Raw genomic sequence first — 17,822 nt, forward strand, 5'->3', positions numbered from 1 at the left:
TTAATTAAACCTTCGCGTGCGGATGAACCGTATCTGCATAAATTTCTGTTGGATATTCTCCAGTAAAGCATGCTAGACATTGACCGCAATTACTCATTTCTGGATCGCGTCCAATCCCTTTCTTTAAGCCATCTGTACTTAAGAAGGACAGACTATCTGCACCCATCATTTCACGCATCTCTTCTAATGAATGTTGAGAAGCTATTAATTCTGAGGTCGTAGACGTATCGATCCCATAAAAGCAAGGATGCTTAATTGGCGGCGAACTAATGCGCACGTGGACCTCAAGGGCACCAGCTTCCTTCAACATGTTCACGATTCGACGACTGGTTGTACCACGTACGATTGAATCATCAATCATCACCACTCGTTTTCCTTCTACGACACCACGCACGGCAGAAAGCTTCATCTTAACTCCCTGTTCACGTAACTCCTGAGAAGGCTGTATAAAGGTCCGTCCTACATAACGGTTTTTGATTAGACCAAGCTCATACGGGATACCCGTTTGTTCCGCATATCCGATGGCGGCTGAGATGCTGGAGTCTGGAACCCCAGTTACCACATCTGCTTCAATTGGTGCTTCAATCGCAAGCTGTTTCCCCAATTGCTTTCTCGCAGTGTGCACATTAATCGTCTCGACATTGCTATCAGGACGAGCAAAGTAAACATACTCCATACTACAAATAGCTGGGTTCGTTGATTTATCATACTGCTCTGTACGTAATCCGTTGTCATCGATAATAACCATTTCACCTGGTTTTACATCACGCTCATACGTTGCCCCGATGATATCAAACGCACAGGTTTCAGAAGCGACCACATAGGCGTCGCCAATACGACCAATCGCTAAAGGCCTTAACCCATTAGGATCCATAGCTGCAATTAATTGATGTTCGTTCATAACTGCAAAGGCATAAGCACCTTTCAGCATCGCAAGCGCATGGCGGAATTGGTCTTCAAGAGACCAATAACCGCTACGTTTGATTAAATGAGCCAGTACCTCTGTATCAGAGGTAGACTGAAAGATACTCCCTTGATTCTCAAGCTGAAGCTTCAGGTTGTTCGCATTCACAATGTTCCCATTATGAGCAATCGCAAGTCCACCCACTTGTGAGCGGAACATAAGCGGCTGCACATTGGCAAATCCGCCACCACCGGCTGTCGCATAACGCACATGACCGATTGCAGCTGATCCTTGAAGAGCATTTAAAGTTTGCTGGTCAAAGACTTCATTAACTAAACCGAGACCTTTGTGAACATTTAATGTATCGCCATCAGAGACAACAATACCCGCTCCTTCTTGACCACGGTGTTGTAAACTATGCAAACCATAATACGTAATTTGAGCTGCATCCTTATGACCCCAAACAGCAAATACGCCACACTCTTCATTTAAGCCTTTTATTTCAGCAAACATGGAATGGCTCCTTTCCAAGCCTTAACGATTTCTTCTTGAGATGCTTCAATAACAGCCTTCCCGTTCTCATCACATACAACCAATACATTTTCGTTTGTTACTTCACCAATACACTCGGCATCAACAATCGCTTCAAATGCACTGCGATTTTCAGGAGATACGGTTACCACAAAACGAGATTGGCTCTCTGCAAATAGATTCGTGTTATCTCCTACGTGTTGAACACGAACACCTACATGTCCAGATGTCATTCCTTCAGCTAATGCAACAGCTAGTCCCCCCTCAGATATATCATGTGCTGAGGCAACAAGTCCTGATTGAATCGCTTTTAGAAGTTGGGACTGACGATTTTTTTCAAGCGTCAAATCAAGCTCAGGTGCCTTACCAAAGATTCGCTCTTCCAGCATTTTCTGAAGCTCACTTCCACTAAATTCAGGTTTTGTTTCACCTAGTAAATAAACAAGATCACCGACTGATTTATAATCTTGGGTTGTAATATGATCAAGGTCTTCAATTAATCCAACCATTCCAATAACAGGTGTTGGATAGATCGCTCCACCAGACGTTTCGTTATATAAAGAAACATTTCCGCCGATAACCGGTGTTTCCAGTGTACGGCACGCTTCACTCATTCCATCTGTTGAGGTTTCCAGTTGCCAGAAAATTTCTGGTTTATCTGGACTTCCGTAGTTCAAGCAATCTGTAACCCCAAGTGGTACACCGCCAGAAGCAACAATGTTACGAGCAGCTTCAGCTACGGCAATTTTGCCGCCTACTTCAGGATCTAAATAAAGATAACGAGAATTACAATCTGTTGTCATCGCAAGGGCTTTACGCGTATCACGAATTCGAACAACAGCTGCATCGGAACCTGGAGAGACAACTGTATTCGTTTGAACCATGTAGTCATATTGGTCATAGACCCATTCCTTGCTTGCAATTGTTGGCTGAGCCAATAATTGAAGTAACGTTTCTTTAAAATCATCAATTGCGGGTACATATGCAGCCTGCTCTTGAAATTCTTTATAATAAGCTGGAACAGATGATGGCTTGTGGTAAACAGGAGCTTCTTCGGCTAGCGCATCAACTGGTACATCTGCTGCTACTTCACCGTTGTGCATTAAACGAAGACGCTTGTCATCTGTTACATAACCAACCTCAGCAGAAAGTAGTCCCCAACGGTCTACAATCTCTTTAATTTCAGCTTCTCTACCTTTTTGAACAACAATCAACATGCGCTCTTGTGACTCAGATAACATCATTTCATAAGCCGTCATACCTTGTTCGCGCTGAGGTACAAGATCTAAATTCATGACAATGCCTGATCCAGCTTTGCTTGCCATCTCTGCAGACGAAGAAGTTAAACCAGCCGCACCCATATCTTGAATACCAACAAGGGCGTCACATTTGATTAACTCAAGGCACGCTTCAAGCAAGAGCTTCTCCATAAATGGATCGCCAACTTGTACAGCAGGACGTTTCTCTTCAGAGCTTTCACTTAGCTCTTCAGACGCGAACGTTGCCCCGTGAATTCCATCACGACCAGTGCTTGCCCCAACATACATGACAGTATTTCCGACACCTTTGGCTTGTCCTTTTTGAATATCCTTATGATCGATTAAACCCACACACATTGCATTAACAAGCGGGTTTCCTTCATAACAAGGGTCAAACTGAACTTCTCCACCAACCGTCGGAACCCCAATACAGTTACCATAGCCTGCAATTCCAGCTACCACTTCTTCAAATAAATAACGAACCTTTGGAGAGGTTAATTCTCCAAAACGCAATGAATTTAAGATTGAGATCGGTCGTGCTCCCATCGAGAACACATCACGCAAAATTCCGCCAACTCCGGTTGCAGCCCCTTGATAAGGCTCAATTGCTGATGGGTGATTGTGACTTTCAATTTTAAATACAACCGCTTGATTATCACCAATATCAATGATTCCGGCCCCTTCACCAGGACCTTGAAGTACTTTTTCACCAGTGACAGGGAATTTCTTTAATAGTACTTTGGAATTCTTATAGCTACAGTGCTCTGACCACATGACCGAGAATAATCCGGTTTCTGTATAATTTGGCGTACGCCCTAAAATCTCTTCGACAAGCTGGAATTCATCATCAGTTAAACCCATGGCCTGATACAGCTTTTCTTTTTTGACCTGTTCAGAAGATGGTTCAACGAGTAGTGACATGAGATTCCCTCCAGTTTTTTAAGATTGATTGAAATAAAAGAAGGCCATCAGCACTTCCAAGTAGCTCTTCTACTGCACGTTCTGGGTGAGGCATCATTCCAAGAACATTACCTGCTTCATTAACAATACCTGCGATTTGATTACGCGAACCGTTCACATTCGAGCTATAGCGGAACACGATTTGATTGTTTGCTTCAAGCTTTTGATACGTTTCTTCATCACACTCATAGTTTCCCTCACCATGGGCCACGGGAACGTTGATTTCTGAGCCTTCTGTATAACCTGATGTAAAAATCGTATCCGCATTTGTCACGGTTAATTGAACAGGTCGGCAGATAAACTTAAGTCCTTCATTTCTCTTCATAGCACCCGGAAGCAATCCCGCTTCTAGCAGTACTTGAAATCCATTACATACACCCAGTACCGGAACCCCGGCTTGAGCCGCTTCAATGACTGAGTTCATAATTGGTGCAAAACGAGCGATTGCACCTGAACGAAGATAATCTCCGTGAGAGAATCCTCCTGGAAGCAATATGCCGTCATACCCTTCAAGTGACGTGTCATTGTGCCACACGTAGTCTACCTCTTCGCCAAGCTGGTCGCGGATGGCATGGTACATATCCGCGTCACAGTTGGATCCTGGAAATACGATGACCGCAAACTTCATGAAGAGACAACCTCCTCGATCTCATAGCTATAATCTTCAATGACCGTATTAGCAAGAAGTTTTTCGCACATTTCTTTCACTCGAGCATCGACATTGCTTGTATCAGCTAATGTTAGCTCCATGTATTTTCCGATGCGAACATCCTGTACTTCCTTATATTCCATTGTATGAAGAGCATTTTGAACAGCCACTCCCTGTGGATCAAGAACACTTTCTCTTAGCGTTACGTAGACTTTAACTTTATACATTATTGGCCTCCCAAGCGTGTTAGTATTTCCTGATATCCATCCTGCAAACTTCCTAGATTACGGCGAAATAGATCCTTATCAAACTTCTGGTTTGTCTCTAAATCCCAAAGTCGACATGTATCTGGTGAGATTTCGTCAGCAAGAAGTAGTTCTCCATCATGTGTCCGACCAAATTCTAATTTGAAATCAACTAATCTCACACCAATCCCTGCAAACAACTCAACTAATAATTGATTAACCTTTTTGGCTTGAATCTTAAGAGATTCGACTTCTTCAGATGTTGCGGCTTCCAGAAGATATACATGATCTTCCGTTATAAGTGGATCTCCTAATGCATCGTCTTTGTAATAAAATTCAACGATTGGTTCAACCAATGGTGTACCCTCGGCAATACCTAATCTCTTAGCCATACTACCAGCTACAACATTACGAACGACTACTTCAAGTGGTACAATCTCAACCTTACGAACGAGCTGTTCTGTGTCAGATAATCTCCGAACGAAGTGACTCTCAAGCCCTTTTTCATTCAAATGATTAAAGATTAACGTTGAAATCTCATTGTTAAGCCTTGCTTTGCCTTCGAGTGTATCTTTTTTCTCTCCATTAAATGCTGTGGCGTCATCCTTATAAGTCACCCACAATACATCCTGTTCAGAGGTTTGATAGATTCGTTTAGCTTTACCTTCGTAAAGTAGCTCCTGCTTCTCCATTGATTGAAACCCTCCTAGATAGAATCAGTTTAAGCCAAGACGTGTGAAGATCGTGTCCACGTGTGTTAAGTGATGCTCATAGTTAAAGCACTCATCCAACTCTTCTTTAGAAAGAACGGACGTGATGCGTTCTTCTGCATCAACCAAATCACGGAATTGAACGCCTTCCTCCCAAGCTTGCGTCGCCTTAGGTTGAACAAGGTCATAGGCTTCTTCACGAACCATTCCTTTATCAATTAATGAAAGCAGTACGCGTTGCGAATAGATAAGACCATACGTACGAGTCATGTTGCGCTTCATATTCTCAGGGAAAACCGTCAAATTCTTCACAATGTTAGAGAAGCGATTCAACATGTAATTCAGACCAATGGTTGCATCCGGTAAAATAACACGCTCAGCAGATGAGTGAGAAATATCACGCTCGTGCCATAACGGTACGTTTTCGTAAGCTGTCAGCATGTATCCTCGAATTAAACGCGCAAGTCCCGTCATATTCTCAGAGCCAATTGGATTACGCTTATGCGGCATAGCTGAAGATCCTTTTTGACCTTTTGCAAAAAACTCTTCTACCTCACGAGTCTCACTCTTTTGAAGACCGCGAATCTCAACAGCAAACTTTTCAACAGATGTTGCAATAAGAGCAAGTGTCGCCATGTACTCTGCATGACGGTCACGCTGTAATGTTTGAGTAGAGATTGGCGCTGCATTTAAGCCAAGCTTCTCACACACTAGCTGCTCAATTTGTGGATCGATGTTTGCATAGGTTCCAACTGCTCCAGACAGCTTGCCAAAACGTACTCCTTCAGCCGCGTGCTTAAAGCGTTCAATGTTACGTTTCATTTCCTCATACCATAAGCCTAGCTTTAAACCAAAGGTTGTTGGCTCAGCATGAACGCCATGTGTACGTCCCATCATCACGGTAAATTTATGTTCAATAGCTTTGTTCTTTAGAATCTCTAGAAAACGATCAAGATCAGCTGCTAAAATATCATTTGCTTGCTTTAATAGATAAGAAAGGGCTGTATCTACAACATCAGTTGACGTTAAGCCGTAATGAACCCACTTGCGCTCTTCCCCTAATGTTTCTGAAACCGCACGAGTAAAAGCAACCACATCATGTCTTGTTTCCTCTTCTATTTCAAGAATACGACTGATATCAAAGCTCGCGTTCTCACGGATTTTCTTCACATCTTCTTTTGGAATTTGTCCAAGCTCTGACCAAGCTTCACAGGCAACAATTTCTACCTCTAGCCAAGCTTTATAACGGTTTTCATCGGTCCAAACGGCACCCATTTCAGGGCGAGTATAACGTTCAATCATGTAGGTAAGCCTCCAAATATAGTCTTTAGATTATTTAGTAGTGTGTTGCTGGAATTCATTAAGTTGATGAAGCGCATCTTTTACCGTTTCACTGAGAACTGTGAGATGCCCCATCTTACGTTTTTCTTTTGCATCTGCTTTTCCATATAGATGAAGCGAGATGTCACCTAGGCAATCTAAATTGGCCATCAGAGGCTCAATGTGCTCCCCTAACAAATTCTCCATCACAACAGGTTTAAGAAATTCTGTACTCCCAAGAGGTAGTCCACATATCGCTCGAATTTGCTGTTCGAATTGGGATGTCTTACAGGCTTCAATCGTATAATGCCCCGAATTATGAGGCCTTGGAGCCACTTCATTTACTAAAATCGTTCCATCCTTTTGTACAAACATTTCCACCGCTAACGTACCGATCAATTCCAGTCCTTCTGCTAGCTTTAAAGCTAACTCACGAGCTTTCGTTGAAGTGTGATCAGAAATTCGAGCTGGCACAATGGATTGATGTAGAATGTTATGTTTGTGTATATTTTCAGCCACAGGAAACGTGCTTGTCTCTCCATGACGTGAACGAGTCACGATAACAGATACTTCGCACTGAAAGGAAATCCAACCTTCAAGGACAAGTTCACCAGCAGGTAATAGATCACGTACTGCCACTTCAAGCTCCTGCTCATTACGTACAACAGCTTGTCCCTTGCCATCATATCCACCTCGGCAAGTCTTTAATACCGCCGGCAGACCAACTTCAGCTAATGCCGACTGCACATCTTCAAGCGATGAAATCTCTGCATATGGGGCCACCGGGACACCTAACGATTCAATCGTTCGTTTTTCGGTAAGACGATGCTGACTGACACGCAACACATCAAAACCTTGTGGGAAATCCCCATGTTCCGTCAACCATTTTGCTGTAGCTTCATCTATATTTTCAAATTCATACGTTATAACGTCACTTACCTCAGCAAGCTTAGCCGCTCCATCAAGATCATCGTACCCTGCCTCAATGACATAATCAGCCACCTGAGCACAAGGTGAATCTGTACCTGGCTCAAGTACGGCAATCCGATAACCCATCTGTTTTGCAGATAAAGCCATCATACGACCAAGCTGGCCTCCACCGATTATACCTATTGTAGATCCTGGTTTAACGATTGTTTCATTCATAATGTATCACTACTTGCGAGAACCGCTTCTTCCGTTTGTTTTCGACGGGTTAAAACAGCTTGTTGAACGGTATGATCGGTTGCTCCAATGATTTGCGCAGCAAGTAACCCTGCATTTGTTGCTCCAGCCTTTCCAATGGCAACGGTTGCCACCGGAACACCTCCAGGCATTTGGACAATAGATAATAAAGAATCAAGTCCATTAAGTGCCTTAGATTGCACAGGTACACCTATGACCGGAAGGGGGGTTTTAGCTGCAACCATTCCTGGCAGATGTGCTGCTCCTCCTGCTCCAGCGATAATAACCTTCAATCCTCTTTCAACAGCTTCTTCAGCATATTGAAACATGAGGTCTGGCGTGCGATGAGCGGATACTACTTTTTTTTCATAAGGCACTTCTAATTCGTCCAAAATATCACACGTGTGTTTCATCGTTTCCCAATCAGATGTACTTCCCATGATAACGCCAACCACTGGCTCCATGACCATCATTCACTCCCTCGTATGACTACTGCACTCCAACAAAAAAACGCAGAATCAGATACTTTATCTGCATAATGAGAGAAAGGTAGCTAATTCCGCGCTTTGACGCACCTACGTCCACACGGACTTCCGTGGAATTATAGCTGCGATACTTTCCCTCATAGTCTGACAATTTACGGTTATCAGGTAGAGACGTATGGGCCATATTCCCAAAATTATATGAGGTATTATTTCGTTTTTTATCAAGAATCCACATTAATCTTACAAGTTTCTGCGAAGGGTGTCAACTAAAAGTCGAACGGTTAGAACCATTTAGATATTCATTGTTCGTCTTCCTCTAAAATTCCTTCAAAAATGACTTGCTGATGACTAATAACAGGTGTTTTTGACCCATCTTCTTTAAAAACAGGTTTCTCCATTCGCCGAACGGGCCGATATCCTTCGCTTTTCATCCGTTCCAAGCAATCAGCCAAGCTCTCATCAGTACCAACAGTAAACTGCTGTTTTCGTTTCTTTGCCAATCTCATTCCTCCTGATTCAACAAAAGTACTCGAGTATATTGTAGCATGAGGGTAGATTCGATTCGACAAATTCTCTAAGAAAGATAGCGTTGATGGAAGTTCATTCTTCCTTTATGATGGAGATATCTTCCTTTTTATAAGAATGGAGTGATTTGATTTGAATCGGAAAAAACTCTTAATTATTGCTGGATTCATGAGCCTCTTCATTATTATCTTCGTCATTTTCCTTGTGCCATCTAACTCTAGCCCAGTCAAGCAACTGGAGCACTACCTTCAATCGATAAATCAAACGGATTTCCAAACGAATCATGAACAACCATTGAAATATATTCATCCTTCTTTATCAGATCCGTCATTCACCGATCCTTTTCGAACTCAATTCGAAGAGAGAACGCCATTTAATGATTACTCTATTGGGGAACCTATTTATAAGAATGAAGAAGAAGTCACCATCCCCGTTACAATTGAGTGGGACGACTACTGGCAACATGAGTTTATATTTTTCATGGAGCTCAAAGATCTAGACTGGCTCATAACTCCAGATGTTGAGATGCTATCAGAGGCAAAGCAGTTTCAATATCCGCCTGAAACATATGTTCAGGGCAACCTAAACTTTGTGAATACATACTTAAATGACAGCAATGTAAAAATAAGTTTTGAGAACGACCCAAACTTTCAGCTTTATCTACTAGGCATGCCTACACACATCAAGTATGATGCAGAAAATCAGGCTTTATCATTACCTATTATAAGAGAGCAACCTGAAGCACACGCATCAGTTCCCGAAGGTTATGCATTATTTCCAGATGGATCGGATCTTTATTTTACTGATTATTTTTTATTCCCACCTCATTAAATGATCAACTTAAAAATGAGCAAAGGCTCACGCCTTTGCTCATTTTTTGCGTATGGCAACAAAACGACTAACCTGTTCAAACTTTTCACTATACTTCCCGCCTTGGTCAAGCGCTTCCTCTTCTGCCTTAATTCTCACCATAAGCATCGCTGCATTTAATAAGCTGAAGACTACTGCCGTAAAGTAGGCTTGAAAAATAAGTGGAAGCAACAGGACCTCCGCAATGACCACAACATAATTAGGGTGACGAATCCATCGATACGGACCACGCTTAACTGGTTCAGCTCCAGGTAACACAATTATTTTTGTATTCCAGAACTTGCCGAGAGATACTAGAGCCCAGACGCGGATCATTTGGGCAACTAGAAAGATCGCAAGAGGTACTACACTCCAAAGTGTCCAGGATGAAGTCTTTATCCATGTTACTTCAACTAATAACGATACAAAGAAGCAACAATGCATAGCCACCATCACCGGATAATGAGATGCACCCGCTTCAAAGGCTCCTTGATCTTTCATCCATCGCTCGTTTGACCTCGCAACCCCGACCTCTGCCAGCCTCTGAACAATGACCACAGCAATAAATACATAGACAAAGATCAATGTATATGACCCTCCCATTCTAAATGAACCAATTCAGAACAGAAACCAGGTCCAAGAGCAGCCACTAATCCCTGATAGCCTAAAGGGTGATCCTCTTTCATAAATTCTTTCAGCACGTAAAGAACGGTAGGTGAAGACATATTGCCAAATTTACGAAGTACCTCTCTCGAAACATCTGTTTTTTCAGTTGAGAAACCCAATGCTTTTTCATAGGACTCTAACACTTTTTTCCCCCCAGGATGGGCAATGAACGCATCAACCTTAGAAAGCTCAATGCCTTGGTTCTGTAGAAATTCTTCTACATTCGGTTTCAACCATTTTTCCACAATGCCTGGAATACTGCGCGAGAAGATCACATGCAGACCGGTATCACGCACATCCCAGCCCATAACATCTTCCGATTGTGGCATTAGCGTAGACTGGCTGCCACGATAGCCTGGCGATGTTTCTTTCACCAAATCATAACGTAGCTGGCTTTGATCTCCGCCTACTAAGGCACATGCAACACCATCAGCAAACAATGAAGTTCCAATCAGGTTGCTCTTAGAGTGATCGTTATGCTGAAAGGTCAGACTACATAGCTCCACACAAACTAGTAAGACATTCTCTTTTGGATGAGCCAAACAGTAGTCAAAGGCTCGACTAAGCCCAGCGGCTCCTCCTGCACACCCTAGTCCCCAGATCGGTATTCGTTTGGTATGCTCATCAAAAGATAGCTGATTCATCATCCGTGCCTCAAGTCCAGGTGTGGACATGCCAGTGCTCGTGACACATATGATGGCATCAACCTCATCAACTCCGATTCTTCTCTTCAGGAACTGACTATCCTGCAGGCAATTCCGAATTGCCGCTACCCCATACTTCACAGCTAGTTCAATAAACAAATCATTTCTCTCTTTTAGTGTATGTGGCTGATGAAACCAATCCATTGGCGCCGCAAAATAACGTTCGTCAATTTGCCCATTTCCAAACACCGTCAAAAGACGTTCAATATCTTCATAACTCTCGCTAAATAACTCCCTTGCAAACTCCATCGTGTCATTTTGATGTAGCTTATGAGGAGGTGCATATGTACTAATTGAAAAAATAGAAGGCATAACCAATTCACCTCATAACGTTAATAACCATAGATTGCCTCAATAAAAGGAAAATCATTCATTTTTTTGTTGGCAAGAAACGTCATTTCAGGTAGACTAAACGGAATCTAAATTGAGGTGAGAATAATGAATCCAATGTTACTAGATTTCCCCGACCATTTTGAAACAGAACGATTGTTCATCAGATCACCAAAACCCGGTGATGGAAAAGCGATGTACGAAGCCGTTTGTGACTCAATTAATGAACTGAAGCCTTGGTTACCGTTCGCACACTTTGAACAATCCCTAGAAAAAACAGAAGCGAATATTCGCGAAGCACATGTGAATTTCTTATCCAGAAAAGACTTGCGCCTCCTTGTTTTCTTAAAAGAAACAGGCGAGCTCATTGCTTCATCTGGCTTACATCGCATGGACTGGGAGGTTCCTAAAGTTGAAATAGGCTATTGGATTCGAACGGATTATAGTGGAAAAGGATTTATGACAGAAGCCGTTCAAGGCATAACCGACTTTGCTATTAACGAGCTCCACGCACGAAGAATTGAAATTCGCTGTGATGCTAAAAATGTAAAGAGTCGGGCCATTGCAGAACGCCTTAACTTTGAACTTGAGGCCATATTAAAGCAGGAGAGTAAAGCAATTGATAGGGATGAACTGAGAGATACGTGCGTGTTTGCGAAGATAAGGTGAAGATCAAAAAAACCGCCTCATACATTGAGACGGTTTTCTACATTTTATTAATGACTTAAGAAGGCAAAGTATAAGACAAACACAACAAACAATACATACATAATCGGGTGCATCTTCTTCGCGTTTCCACTGACAAGCATTGTGATTGGATAAAGGATAAATCCAAGCGCAATCCCATTAGCAATGCTATAAGTTAAAGGCATTGCAACAAATGTTACGAATGCTGGAATAGCAATTTCCATACGTGTCCAGTCAATAAAGCGAAGAGATGATGCCATCATTACCCCTACGATAATTAGAGCAGCCGCTGTTACATGACCCGTTACAACAACTAGAAGAGGGGAAAAGAACAGGGCAACTAGGAATAACAGTCCAGTTACAACCGCAGTCAGACCTGTTCGTCCACCAACAGCTACACCGGATGTTGATTCGACATACGCCGTTGTTGTAGACGTACCAAGAAGTGCTCCAATCGTTCCACCACTAGCATCTGAAAATAAAGCTCTTCCTGCTCGAGGTAACTTATTGTCTTTTACAAATCCAGCTTGGTTCGCCACTGCAAACAGTGTACCCGCTGTATCAAAAAATGTTACAAATAAAAACGTCAGAATGGCAATACCCATTTGAGCACTAAAAATTTCAGCACTAGTTATATCAAATGCTGCAAAAAGAGTTGGAGATAAGCTAGGAACAGCTGCAACTACTCCATCAGGACGTCCAACTAAACCAAATATAATACCCACTATTGCAGTTATTGCTAGTCCATAAAAGACACCTGCTTTAAGACCCATAACAACAAAAATGGCTGTTATTACAACCCCAAATACAGCTAATAATACAGGTCCATTTGTTAAATCACCTAAAGCTACAAATGTCGCTGGATCCGCCACAATAATTTCAGCATTCTTTAATCCTATAAATGCAATAAACAGTCCAATACCAGCACCTGCCGCATGCTTCAGCTCAGCTGGTATCGCATTAATAATAATTTCTCTAATTTTAAATGCAGTAATAAGAAGGAAAATAATACTTGAAATAAATACAGCAAATAAGGCTGCTTGCCAGCTTAAACCCATTCCTAGTACAACCGTGTAGGCAAAAAACGCATTTAAGCCCATACCAGGTGCAACAGCGATTGGGTAATTAGCAACAAGTCCCATAATCAAAGAACCAATCATAGCTGAGAGCGCTGTGGCAACAAATACCGCGCTAACATCCATTCCTGCATCCCCAAGTATTAGTGGATTAACTCCTAGAATGTACGCCATCGCCAAGAACGTAGTGAGACCAGCAATTGCCTCTCTTTTTATTGTAGTACCTTTTTCTGTCAATCCAAAAAATCGATCCATGCTGCTCCTCCTTAGGGTTTTCCCCATAAAAATAAACTCCGAGCAATCCTGCTCCGAGCGACATACACTATCCACCAGTTCAGAAAAAGAATTCATCCTCTTTCAGATCCAAAGGAAATCGTAGTAAGCTCTTTAAGGCAGCTTGTAGAGACTCGCAGACCATATCTCCGCGAATATACGAGTTATCATTTTTGTATAAGTTACGAAATTGATTTTAGCAATCATTTTCCACTTTGTCAATTAAAACCGAACAATAAACGAAGAACAAGTCCCATTATTCGGAAAAACCACACAAGTCATCGAATGATGATCTGTGTGGTGTCTCTTTTGATGTAGATGTAGTACTCTGCTTCTTGATAGAAGATAAAGCGGTCTTGCTTTATGGGTCAGACCTCTTGGTGTTGCTGCTTAGTTCTTGGTGGATCTCCTGCGGTCTTGCTTATCGTACCTACCGTCTTGGTATCGCTTCTCTGCTCTTGGTAGATTTCCAACGGTCTTGCTTTCTTCTGAAGAGCTCTTGGTATTACTCGTCTGCTCTTGCTAAATTTCAAGCGTTCTTGCTTTTCGTTCCTAACGTCTTAGTATTTATACTTTAGATCTTGCTAATGCTCACGATTCTTTGCTTTCAATACCAAACCTCGGTTTAACTCTCCAGCTCTTGGTAAATCTCAAGCTCTCTTGTTTTCCGTTCCTGACTTCTTGGTAACGCACCTCGGCTCTTGCTTATTCCCTAGCTCTCTTGCTTTTTTCAACATAGCTCTTGATATCCTGCCCCAGCTCTTGTTAGAACTCCAGCGGTCTTGCTTTCTTCTCCTGACCTCTTGATATCTCTCGTGCTCTTGCTAATTCCCAAACGCTCTTACTATCTATACCAGAACGCTTGGTATCACGCACCAGCTCTTGCTAGATTACCTTAGCTCTTGCTCTTTTCCCCTGACCTCTTGATATCACGCCTCACCTCTTACTAAATCCCAAACGCTCTTACTCTCTTCCCTCACCCTCTTGATATCACGCCTCTGCTCTTGCTAAATCCCAATCCTTCTTGCTCTTAAATAGATCCCTCTTACTTTTTCCACAACCGTCTATTTTTGCCCTGGCAAATGAATCGTTTCTCCTGCATAGATAAGGTCTTCATCTAAAATAGAAGGATTCAATTCAATTAGCGTGGTCCATTGCACATTAGAGCGCAGTCCGATTTCAAATAGTGTATCGCCAGACTGAATTGTGTACTCTGCCTCTGTATGGTCACTCGGTTCCTCGTCTGCCTCTGCTACTTGGATTCGACTTTCCACTTGGGGCGAGATCTCTCCTGCTCCTTTTAGATAGTCCATTAAAAGTTCATCTAATGCGTTAAATTCATTTACTATTGGTAGTTCTGCAAGGCTTTCATACTCATCTCCACCACTTGCGAGAAAATCATTGGTTGCCAGAAGGTACGTCTGTGTCTCTTGTAAAGGTTCTCCATCAATGTTCACGGAGTGTACGCGACTACCAGGATTTTGATCGGGATCAATGGAAAATGAGAAGCCACTGATCTGAGGAAATCCGCCGCTCGGTTCTGGGTAAGCCTTCACGCCATTTTCTAAAATCTCAAGTAGCTCGGCACCTGTTACTTCTTTTGTTACGCCAAAATTACCGAATGGTGAAACTTCTACTACATCACCCGTTGTGATTTCACCTGCTGCAATCGAAGCTCGAATGCCTCCACCGTTTGTTAAAGCAATATCTGCATCTGTTGATTCCCGAAGTACGTCAGCGATTAAGTTACCTAGATTGGTCTCTTCTACACGCACCTTTTCACGATCTCCATTTAATTCAACTGCGGTTTGTCCAACTGGTTCTGCAAGAATCTCTTGTTGTGCCTCTTCCAACTCGTTAAGCAAAGATTCTACTTCTGCATCTGGCTCAGTCTCTTCTGTTTCGTCCATATGAATTAATCGAGCACTCTTATCCTTGAGATGACCGTCCTCAATAACAAGTTCGACAATTCCTAAGTTTTGCACGTATTCGCCTGTGCTTGCAATCAGTGTGTTGTTCTCTGCATCAAGTCCGTTCTCCAATTCAGAGTGGCTATGACCGTCAATAATCACATCAATGCCTTCAACGTCTGCTGCTACTTTTTCGCTTGTATCTACACTTGATTCATCAATGCCAAGATGGGCTAACGCAATAATAATATCCACATTTTCTTCTTGCAATTGGTCGACCATACGCTGAGCTGTAATGGATGGCTCTTCAAATGTAACATCACGAACATTATTCGGATGGGTTTTGAAAGAGGTTTCTGGCGTTGCTAGCCCAAAAATCCCAATTGAAACTCCATCTACTTCTTCTATCACATATGGATCAAACATCGTTTCTCCAGCATCATCAAGTACATTAGCTCCAATGACAGGAAATTCAGCTGTATCACTCAGTTCTTTGAGTCGTTCTAGTCCATAATTAAAATCATGATTACCGGGAACAAGTGCATCATATTCAAGCAGGTTCAGAGCTTGAACAATGGTTTCGCCTTGTTCAAGTGATGCAAAGGTTGTTCCGTGAAACGTGTCTCCGGCATCAAGTAATAAGGAATGCTCTCCTCGATTCTCTTCAATCAACGTGGCGAGCTTTGCAAATCCCATTCCGTCAAACTCCCCTTCAAATGCTCGACCATGCGAGTCATTTGTATGTAGAATTCGAATCATGTCCTCTTCTGCTTTTGCATCGGCTCCCCAAGCTACAAGTAGAATTCCAGTCATACTCAAACAGCTAATTACTTTTTTTCTGCTCATAATCCTGCCTCCTCATTGTATCTATGCTTCTAGTGTAGACTAGCAACATTAACGTCATGTATCAATTGGGATAACGTTTCATAAAAAAAGAACCACCTTTTCTTTGTTATAAGAAAAGGTGGTTCGGTTAACTCTATTCCCACTCAATCGTGCTTGGTGGCTTACTCGTCACGTCATACACAACGCGGTTTACGTGATTTACTTCATTTACAATTCGAGTTGAAATGATTTCAAGAACGTCCCATGGGATACGTGCCCAATCACTTGTCATGCCGTCAATTGAGGTAACGGCACGAATTCCAACCGTGTAATCATACGTTCTCGCATCTCCCATAACTCCAACACTTCTCATGTTAGGTAGAGCGGTAAAGTATTGCCAGATTTCGCGATCGAGTCCGGCCTTTTTAATTTCTTCACGTAAAATGGCGTCTGACTCACGCACAATTTCAAGCTTCTCATCCGAGATCTCTCCTAAAACTCGAATACCAAGACCCGGTCCTGGGAAGGGTTGTCTCCAAACAATTTCATCTGGAATACCAAGCTCTGATCCCACTTTACGAACCTCATCCTTGAATAATGCTTTTAGTGGTTCAATTAATTCAAAGCGCATGTCTTCAGGAAGGCCACCAACATTGTGGTGAGACTTGATCGTTTGTGCGGTATCTGTTCCACTTTCGATAATGTCTGTGTACAAAGTACCTTGAGCTAAGAAGTCCATGTCTTTAAGGCTTGCTGATTCTTCGTCAAATACGTAGATAAATTCGTTTCCGATAATTTTACGTTTTTGCTCAGGGTCAGACACACCTTTTAGCTTTGTTAAGAAACGTTCAGCTGCATCAATTTTAATAACATTCATGTTAAAGCCTTCACTGAAAGTTTTCATCACACTCTCAGCTTCTCCTTTACGAAGAAGACCATGATCAATGAACATACACGTCAACTGATCACCGATTGCTTGATGTAGAAGGACCGCAACAACGGAAGAATCTACACCGCCACTAAGTGCACATAGTACATGTTTGTCTCCAACCTGTTCGCGGATTTTTTGCGACTCCACTTCGATAAAGTTCTCCATTGACCATTCACCTTTAGCTTTACACACTTCAAAGGTGAAGTTCTTAAGTAATTCATCGCCAAACTCTGAGTGACGCACTTCGGGGTGGAATTGCACTCCGTATAATTTTTGCGATTCGTTACTCATAGCTGCTACCGGACATGATGGGTTAGACGCATCAACAACAAAACCTTCCGGCGGCGCAACGATTTTATCACCATGGCTCATCCATACAGATTGCTCAATCGGAAGTCCTTTAAATACCTCTGATTGATTTTGTACGTTAATTACTGCTTTTCCATATTCACGGTGTGAAGCAGCTTCAACAGATCCACCAAAGTGCTGAGTCATTAACTGCATACCATAACAAATTCCTAGGATCGGAATATCAAGATCATAAATTGCTGGATCACAATGTGGTGATCCCTCTTTGTACGCACTATTTGGACCACCAGAGAAAATAATACCTACTGGATTCAGTTTCTTTATTTCTTCAGCTGTGATTTTGTGTGAATGAAGCTCACTGTATACGCCGAAATCACGGATACGTCTTGTAATCAGCTGATTATACTGCCCTCCAAAGTCGAGAACAACAATCATTTCTTGATCAAGTTCAGTCATGATATTCCATCCTTTTCCTATTAAATTGTACAAATCTGCCATGAAGCAGGTCAT

General features: G+C 42.3%; 16 protein-coding genes and 2 riboswitches. Of the genes, 2 read left to right on the forward strand and 14 right to left on the reverse strand.

Annotation, left to right across the window (positions count from 1 at the left end; translation table 11 throughout):
* Positions 1-4 precede the first annotated feature (4 nt).
* From purF to J2S05_RS15955, 9 genes are all read right to left on the reverse strand, one after another.
* Positions 5-1,417, reverse strand: coding sequence for an amidophosphoribosyltransferase (gene purF / locus J2S05_RS15915; protein WP_306984513.1), 1,413 nt, complete (start codon positions 1,415-1,417; stop codon positions 5-7).
* Positions 1,402-3,615 (reverse strand): phosphoribosylformylglycinamidine synthase subunit PurL, encoded by a 2,214-nt coding sequence (purL, locus tag J2S05_RS15920; protein WP_306984515.1) that lies wholly within the window; start codon positions 3,613-3,615, stop codon positions 1,402-1,404. The genes purF and purL overlap by 16 nt, the downstream gene beginning before the upstream one ends.
* On the reverse strand, positions 3,599-4,282 hold the full coding sequence (gene purQ, locus J2S05_RS15925; RefSeq protein WP_306984517.1) for a phosphoribosylformylglycinamidine synthase subunit PurQ: 684 nt from the start codon (positions 4,280-4,282) through the stop codon (positions 3,599-3,601). The genes purL and purQ overlap by 17 nt, the downstream gene beginning before the upstream one ends.
* On the reverse strand, positions 4,279-4,530 hold the full coding sequence (gene purS, locus J2S05_RS15930) for a phosphoribosylformylglycinamidine synthase subunit PurS (RefSeq protein ID WP_251610127.1): 252 nt from the start codon (positions 4,528-4,530) through the stop codon (positions 4,279-4,281). The genes purQ and purS overlap by 4 nt, the downstream gene beginning before the upstream one ends.
* Positions 4,530-5,240 carry a phosphoribosylaminoimidazolesuccinocarboxamide synthase gene (gene purC, locus J2S05_RS15935; protein WP_306984519.1) on the reverse strand — a complete coding sequence of 237 codons (711 nt, stop codon included), beginning with the start codon at positions 5,238-5,240 and terminating at the stop codon, positions 4,530-4,532. The genes purS and purC overlap by 1 nt, the downstream gene beginning before the upstream one ends.
* A 24-nt stretch (positions 5,241-5,264) precedes the next feature.
* Positions 5,265-6,560 carry an adenylosuccinate lyase gene (gene purB, locus J2S05_RS15940; protein WP_306984522.1) on the reverse strand — a complete coding sequence of 432 codons (1,296 nt, stop codon included), beginning with the start codon at positions 6,558-6,560 and terminating at the stop codon, positions 5,265-5,267.
* Positions 6,561-6,590: 30 nt separating this feature from the next.
* Positions 6,591-7,724: a 5-(carboxyamino)imidazole ribonucleotide synthase gene (gene purK / locus J2S05_RS15945; RefSeq protein WP_306984524.1), complete on the reverse strand. Its 1,134-nt coding sequence runs from the start codon at positions 7,722-7,724 to the stop codon at positions 6,591-6,593.
* On the reverse strand, positions 7,721-8,206 hold the full coding sequence (gene purE / locus J2S05_RS15950) for a 5-(carboxyamino)imidazole ribonucleotide mutase (RefSeq protein WP_306984706.1): 486 nt from the start codon (positions 8,204-8,206) through the stop codon (positions 7,721-7,723). Before purE ends, purK begins: the two co-directional genes overlap by 4 nt.
* A 141-nt stretch (positions 8,207-8,347) precedes the next feature.
* Positions 8,348-8,449: riboswitch (purine riboswitch) on the reverse strand.
* A gap of 77 nt (positions 8,450-8,526) precedes the next feature.
* Positions 8,527-8,727: an NETI motif-containing protein gene (locus J2S05_RS15955; protein ID WP_306984526.1), complete on the reverse strand. Its 201-nt coding sequence runs from the start codon at positions 8,725-8,727 to the stop codon at positions 8,527-8,529.
* A gap of 157 nt (positions 8,728-8,884) precedes the next feature.
* Between J2S05_RS15955 and J2S05_RS15960 the strand changes: the two genes are divergently transcribed.
* Complete coding sequence (locus tag J2S05_RS15960; RefSeq protein WP_306984528.1) at positions 8,885-9,583, forward strand: hypothetical protein; 699 nt, start codon at positions 8,885-8,887, stop codon at positions 9,581-9,583.
* A 39-nt stretch (positions 9,584-9,622) separates the two neighbouring features.
* Here the strand turns inward: J2S05_RS15960 and J2S05_RS15965 are convergent, their stop codons facing one another.
* Positions 9,623-10,186: an isoprenylcysteine carboxyl methyltransferase family protein gene (locus tag J2S05_RS15965; protein ID WP_306984529.1), complete on the reverse strand. Its 564-nt coding sequence runs from the start codon at positions 10,184-10,186 to the stop codon at positions 9,623-9,625.
* Positions 10,183-11,283, reverse strand: coding sequence for a type III polyketide synthase (locus J2S05_RS15970; protein WP_306984531.1), 1,101 nt, complete (start codon positions 11,281-11,283; stop codon positions 10,183-10,185). Before J2S05_RS15970 ends, J2S05_RS15965 begins: the two co-directional genes overlap by 4 nt.
* A 126-nt stretch (positions 11,284-11,409) precedes the next feature.
* Here J2S05_RS15970 and J2S05_RS15975 point away from each other — a divergent pair, with 126 nt between their 5' ends.
* Positions 11,410-11,970, forward strand: a complete 561-nt coding sequence (locus J2S05_RS15975) for a GNAT family N-acetyltransferase (protein WP_306984532.1) — start codon at positions 11,410-11,412, stop codon at positions 11,968-11,970.
* Between the two features lie 47 nt (positions 11,971-12,017).
* Here the strand turns inward: J2S05_RS15975 and J2S05_RS15980 are convergent, their stop codons facing one another.
* The 3 genes from J2S05_RS15980 to guaA form a co-directional block, all read right to left on the reverse strand.
* On the reverse strand, positions 12,018-13,319 hold the full coding sequence (locus tag J2S05_RS15980) for an NCS2 family permease (protein ID WP_306984534.1): 1,302 nt from the start codon (positions 13,317-13,319) through the stop codon (positions 12,018-12,020).
* A gap of 101 nt (positions 13,320-13,420) precedes the next feature.
* A riboswitch (purine riboswitch) is annotated at positions 13,421-13,520 on the reverse strand.
* Between the two features lie 881 nt (positions 13,521-14,401).
* The gene (locus tag J2S05_RS15985; RefSeq protein WP_306984535.1) at positions 14,402-16,093 is read right to left on the reverse strand and encodes a 5'-nucleotidase C-terminal domain-containing protein; all 1,692 of its coding nucleotides are present in this window, start codon (positions 16,091-16,093) and stop codon (positions 14,402-14,404) included.
* A gap of 133 nt (positions 16,094-16,226) precedes the next feature.
* Positions 16,227-17,768, reverse strand: a complete 1,542-nt coding sequence (gene guaA / locus J2S05_RS15990) for a glutamine-hydrolyzing GMP synthase (RefSeq protein ID WP_306984536.1) — start codon at positions 17,766-17,768, stop codon at positions 16,227-16,229.
* Positions 17,769-17,822 lie beyond the last annotated feature (54 nt).

Source organism: Alkalicoccobacillus murimartini, assembly GCF_030813245.1.
GTDB lineage: Bacteria > Bacillota > Bacilli > Bacillales > Bacillaceae_D > Alkalicoccobacillus > Alkalicoccobacillus murimartini.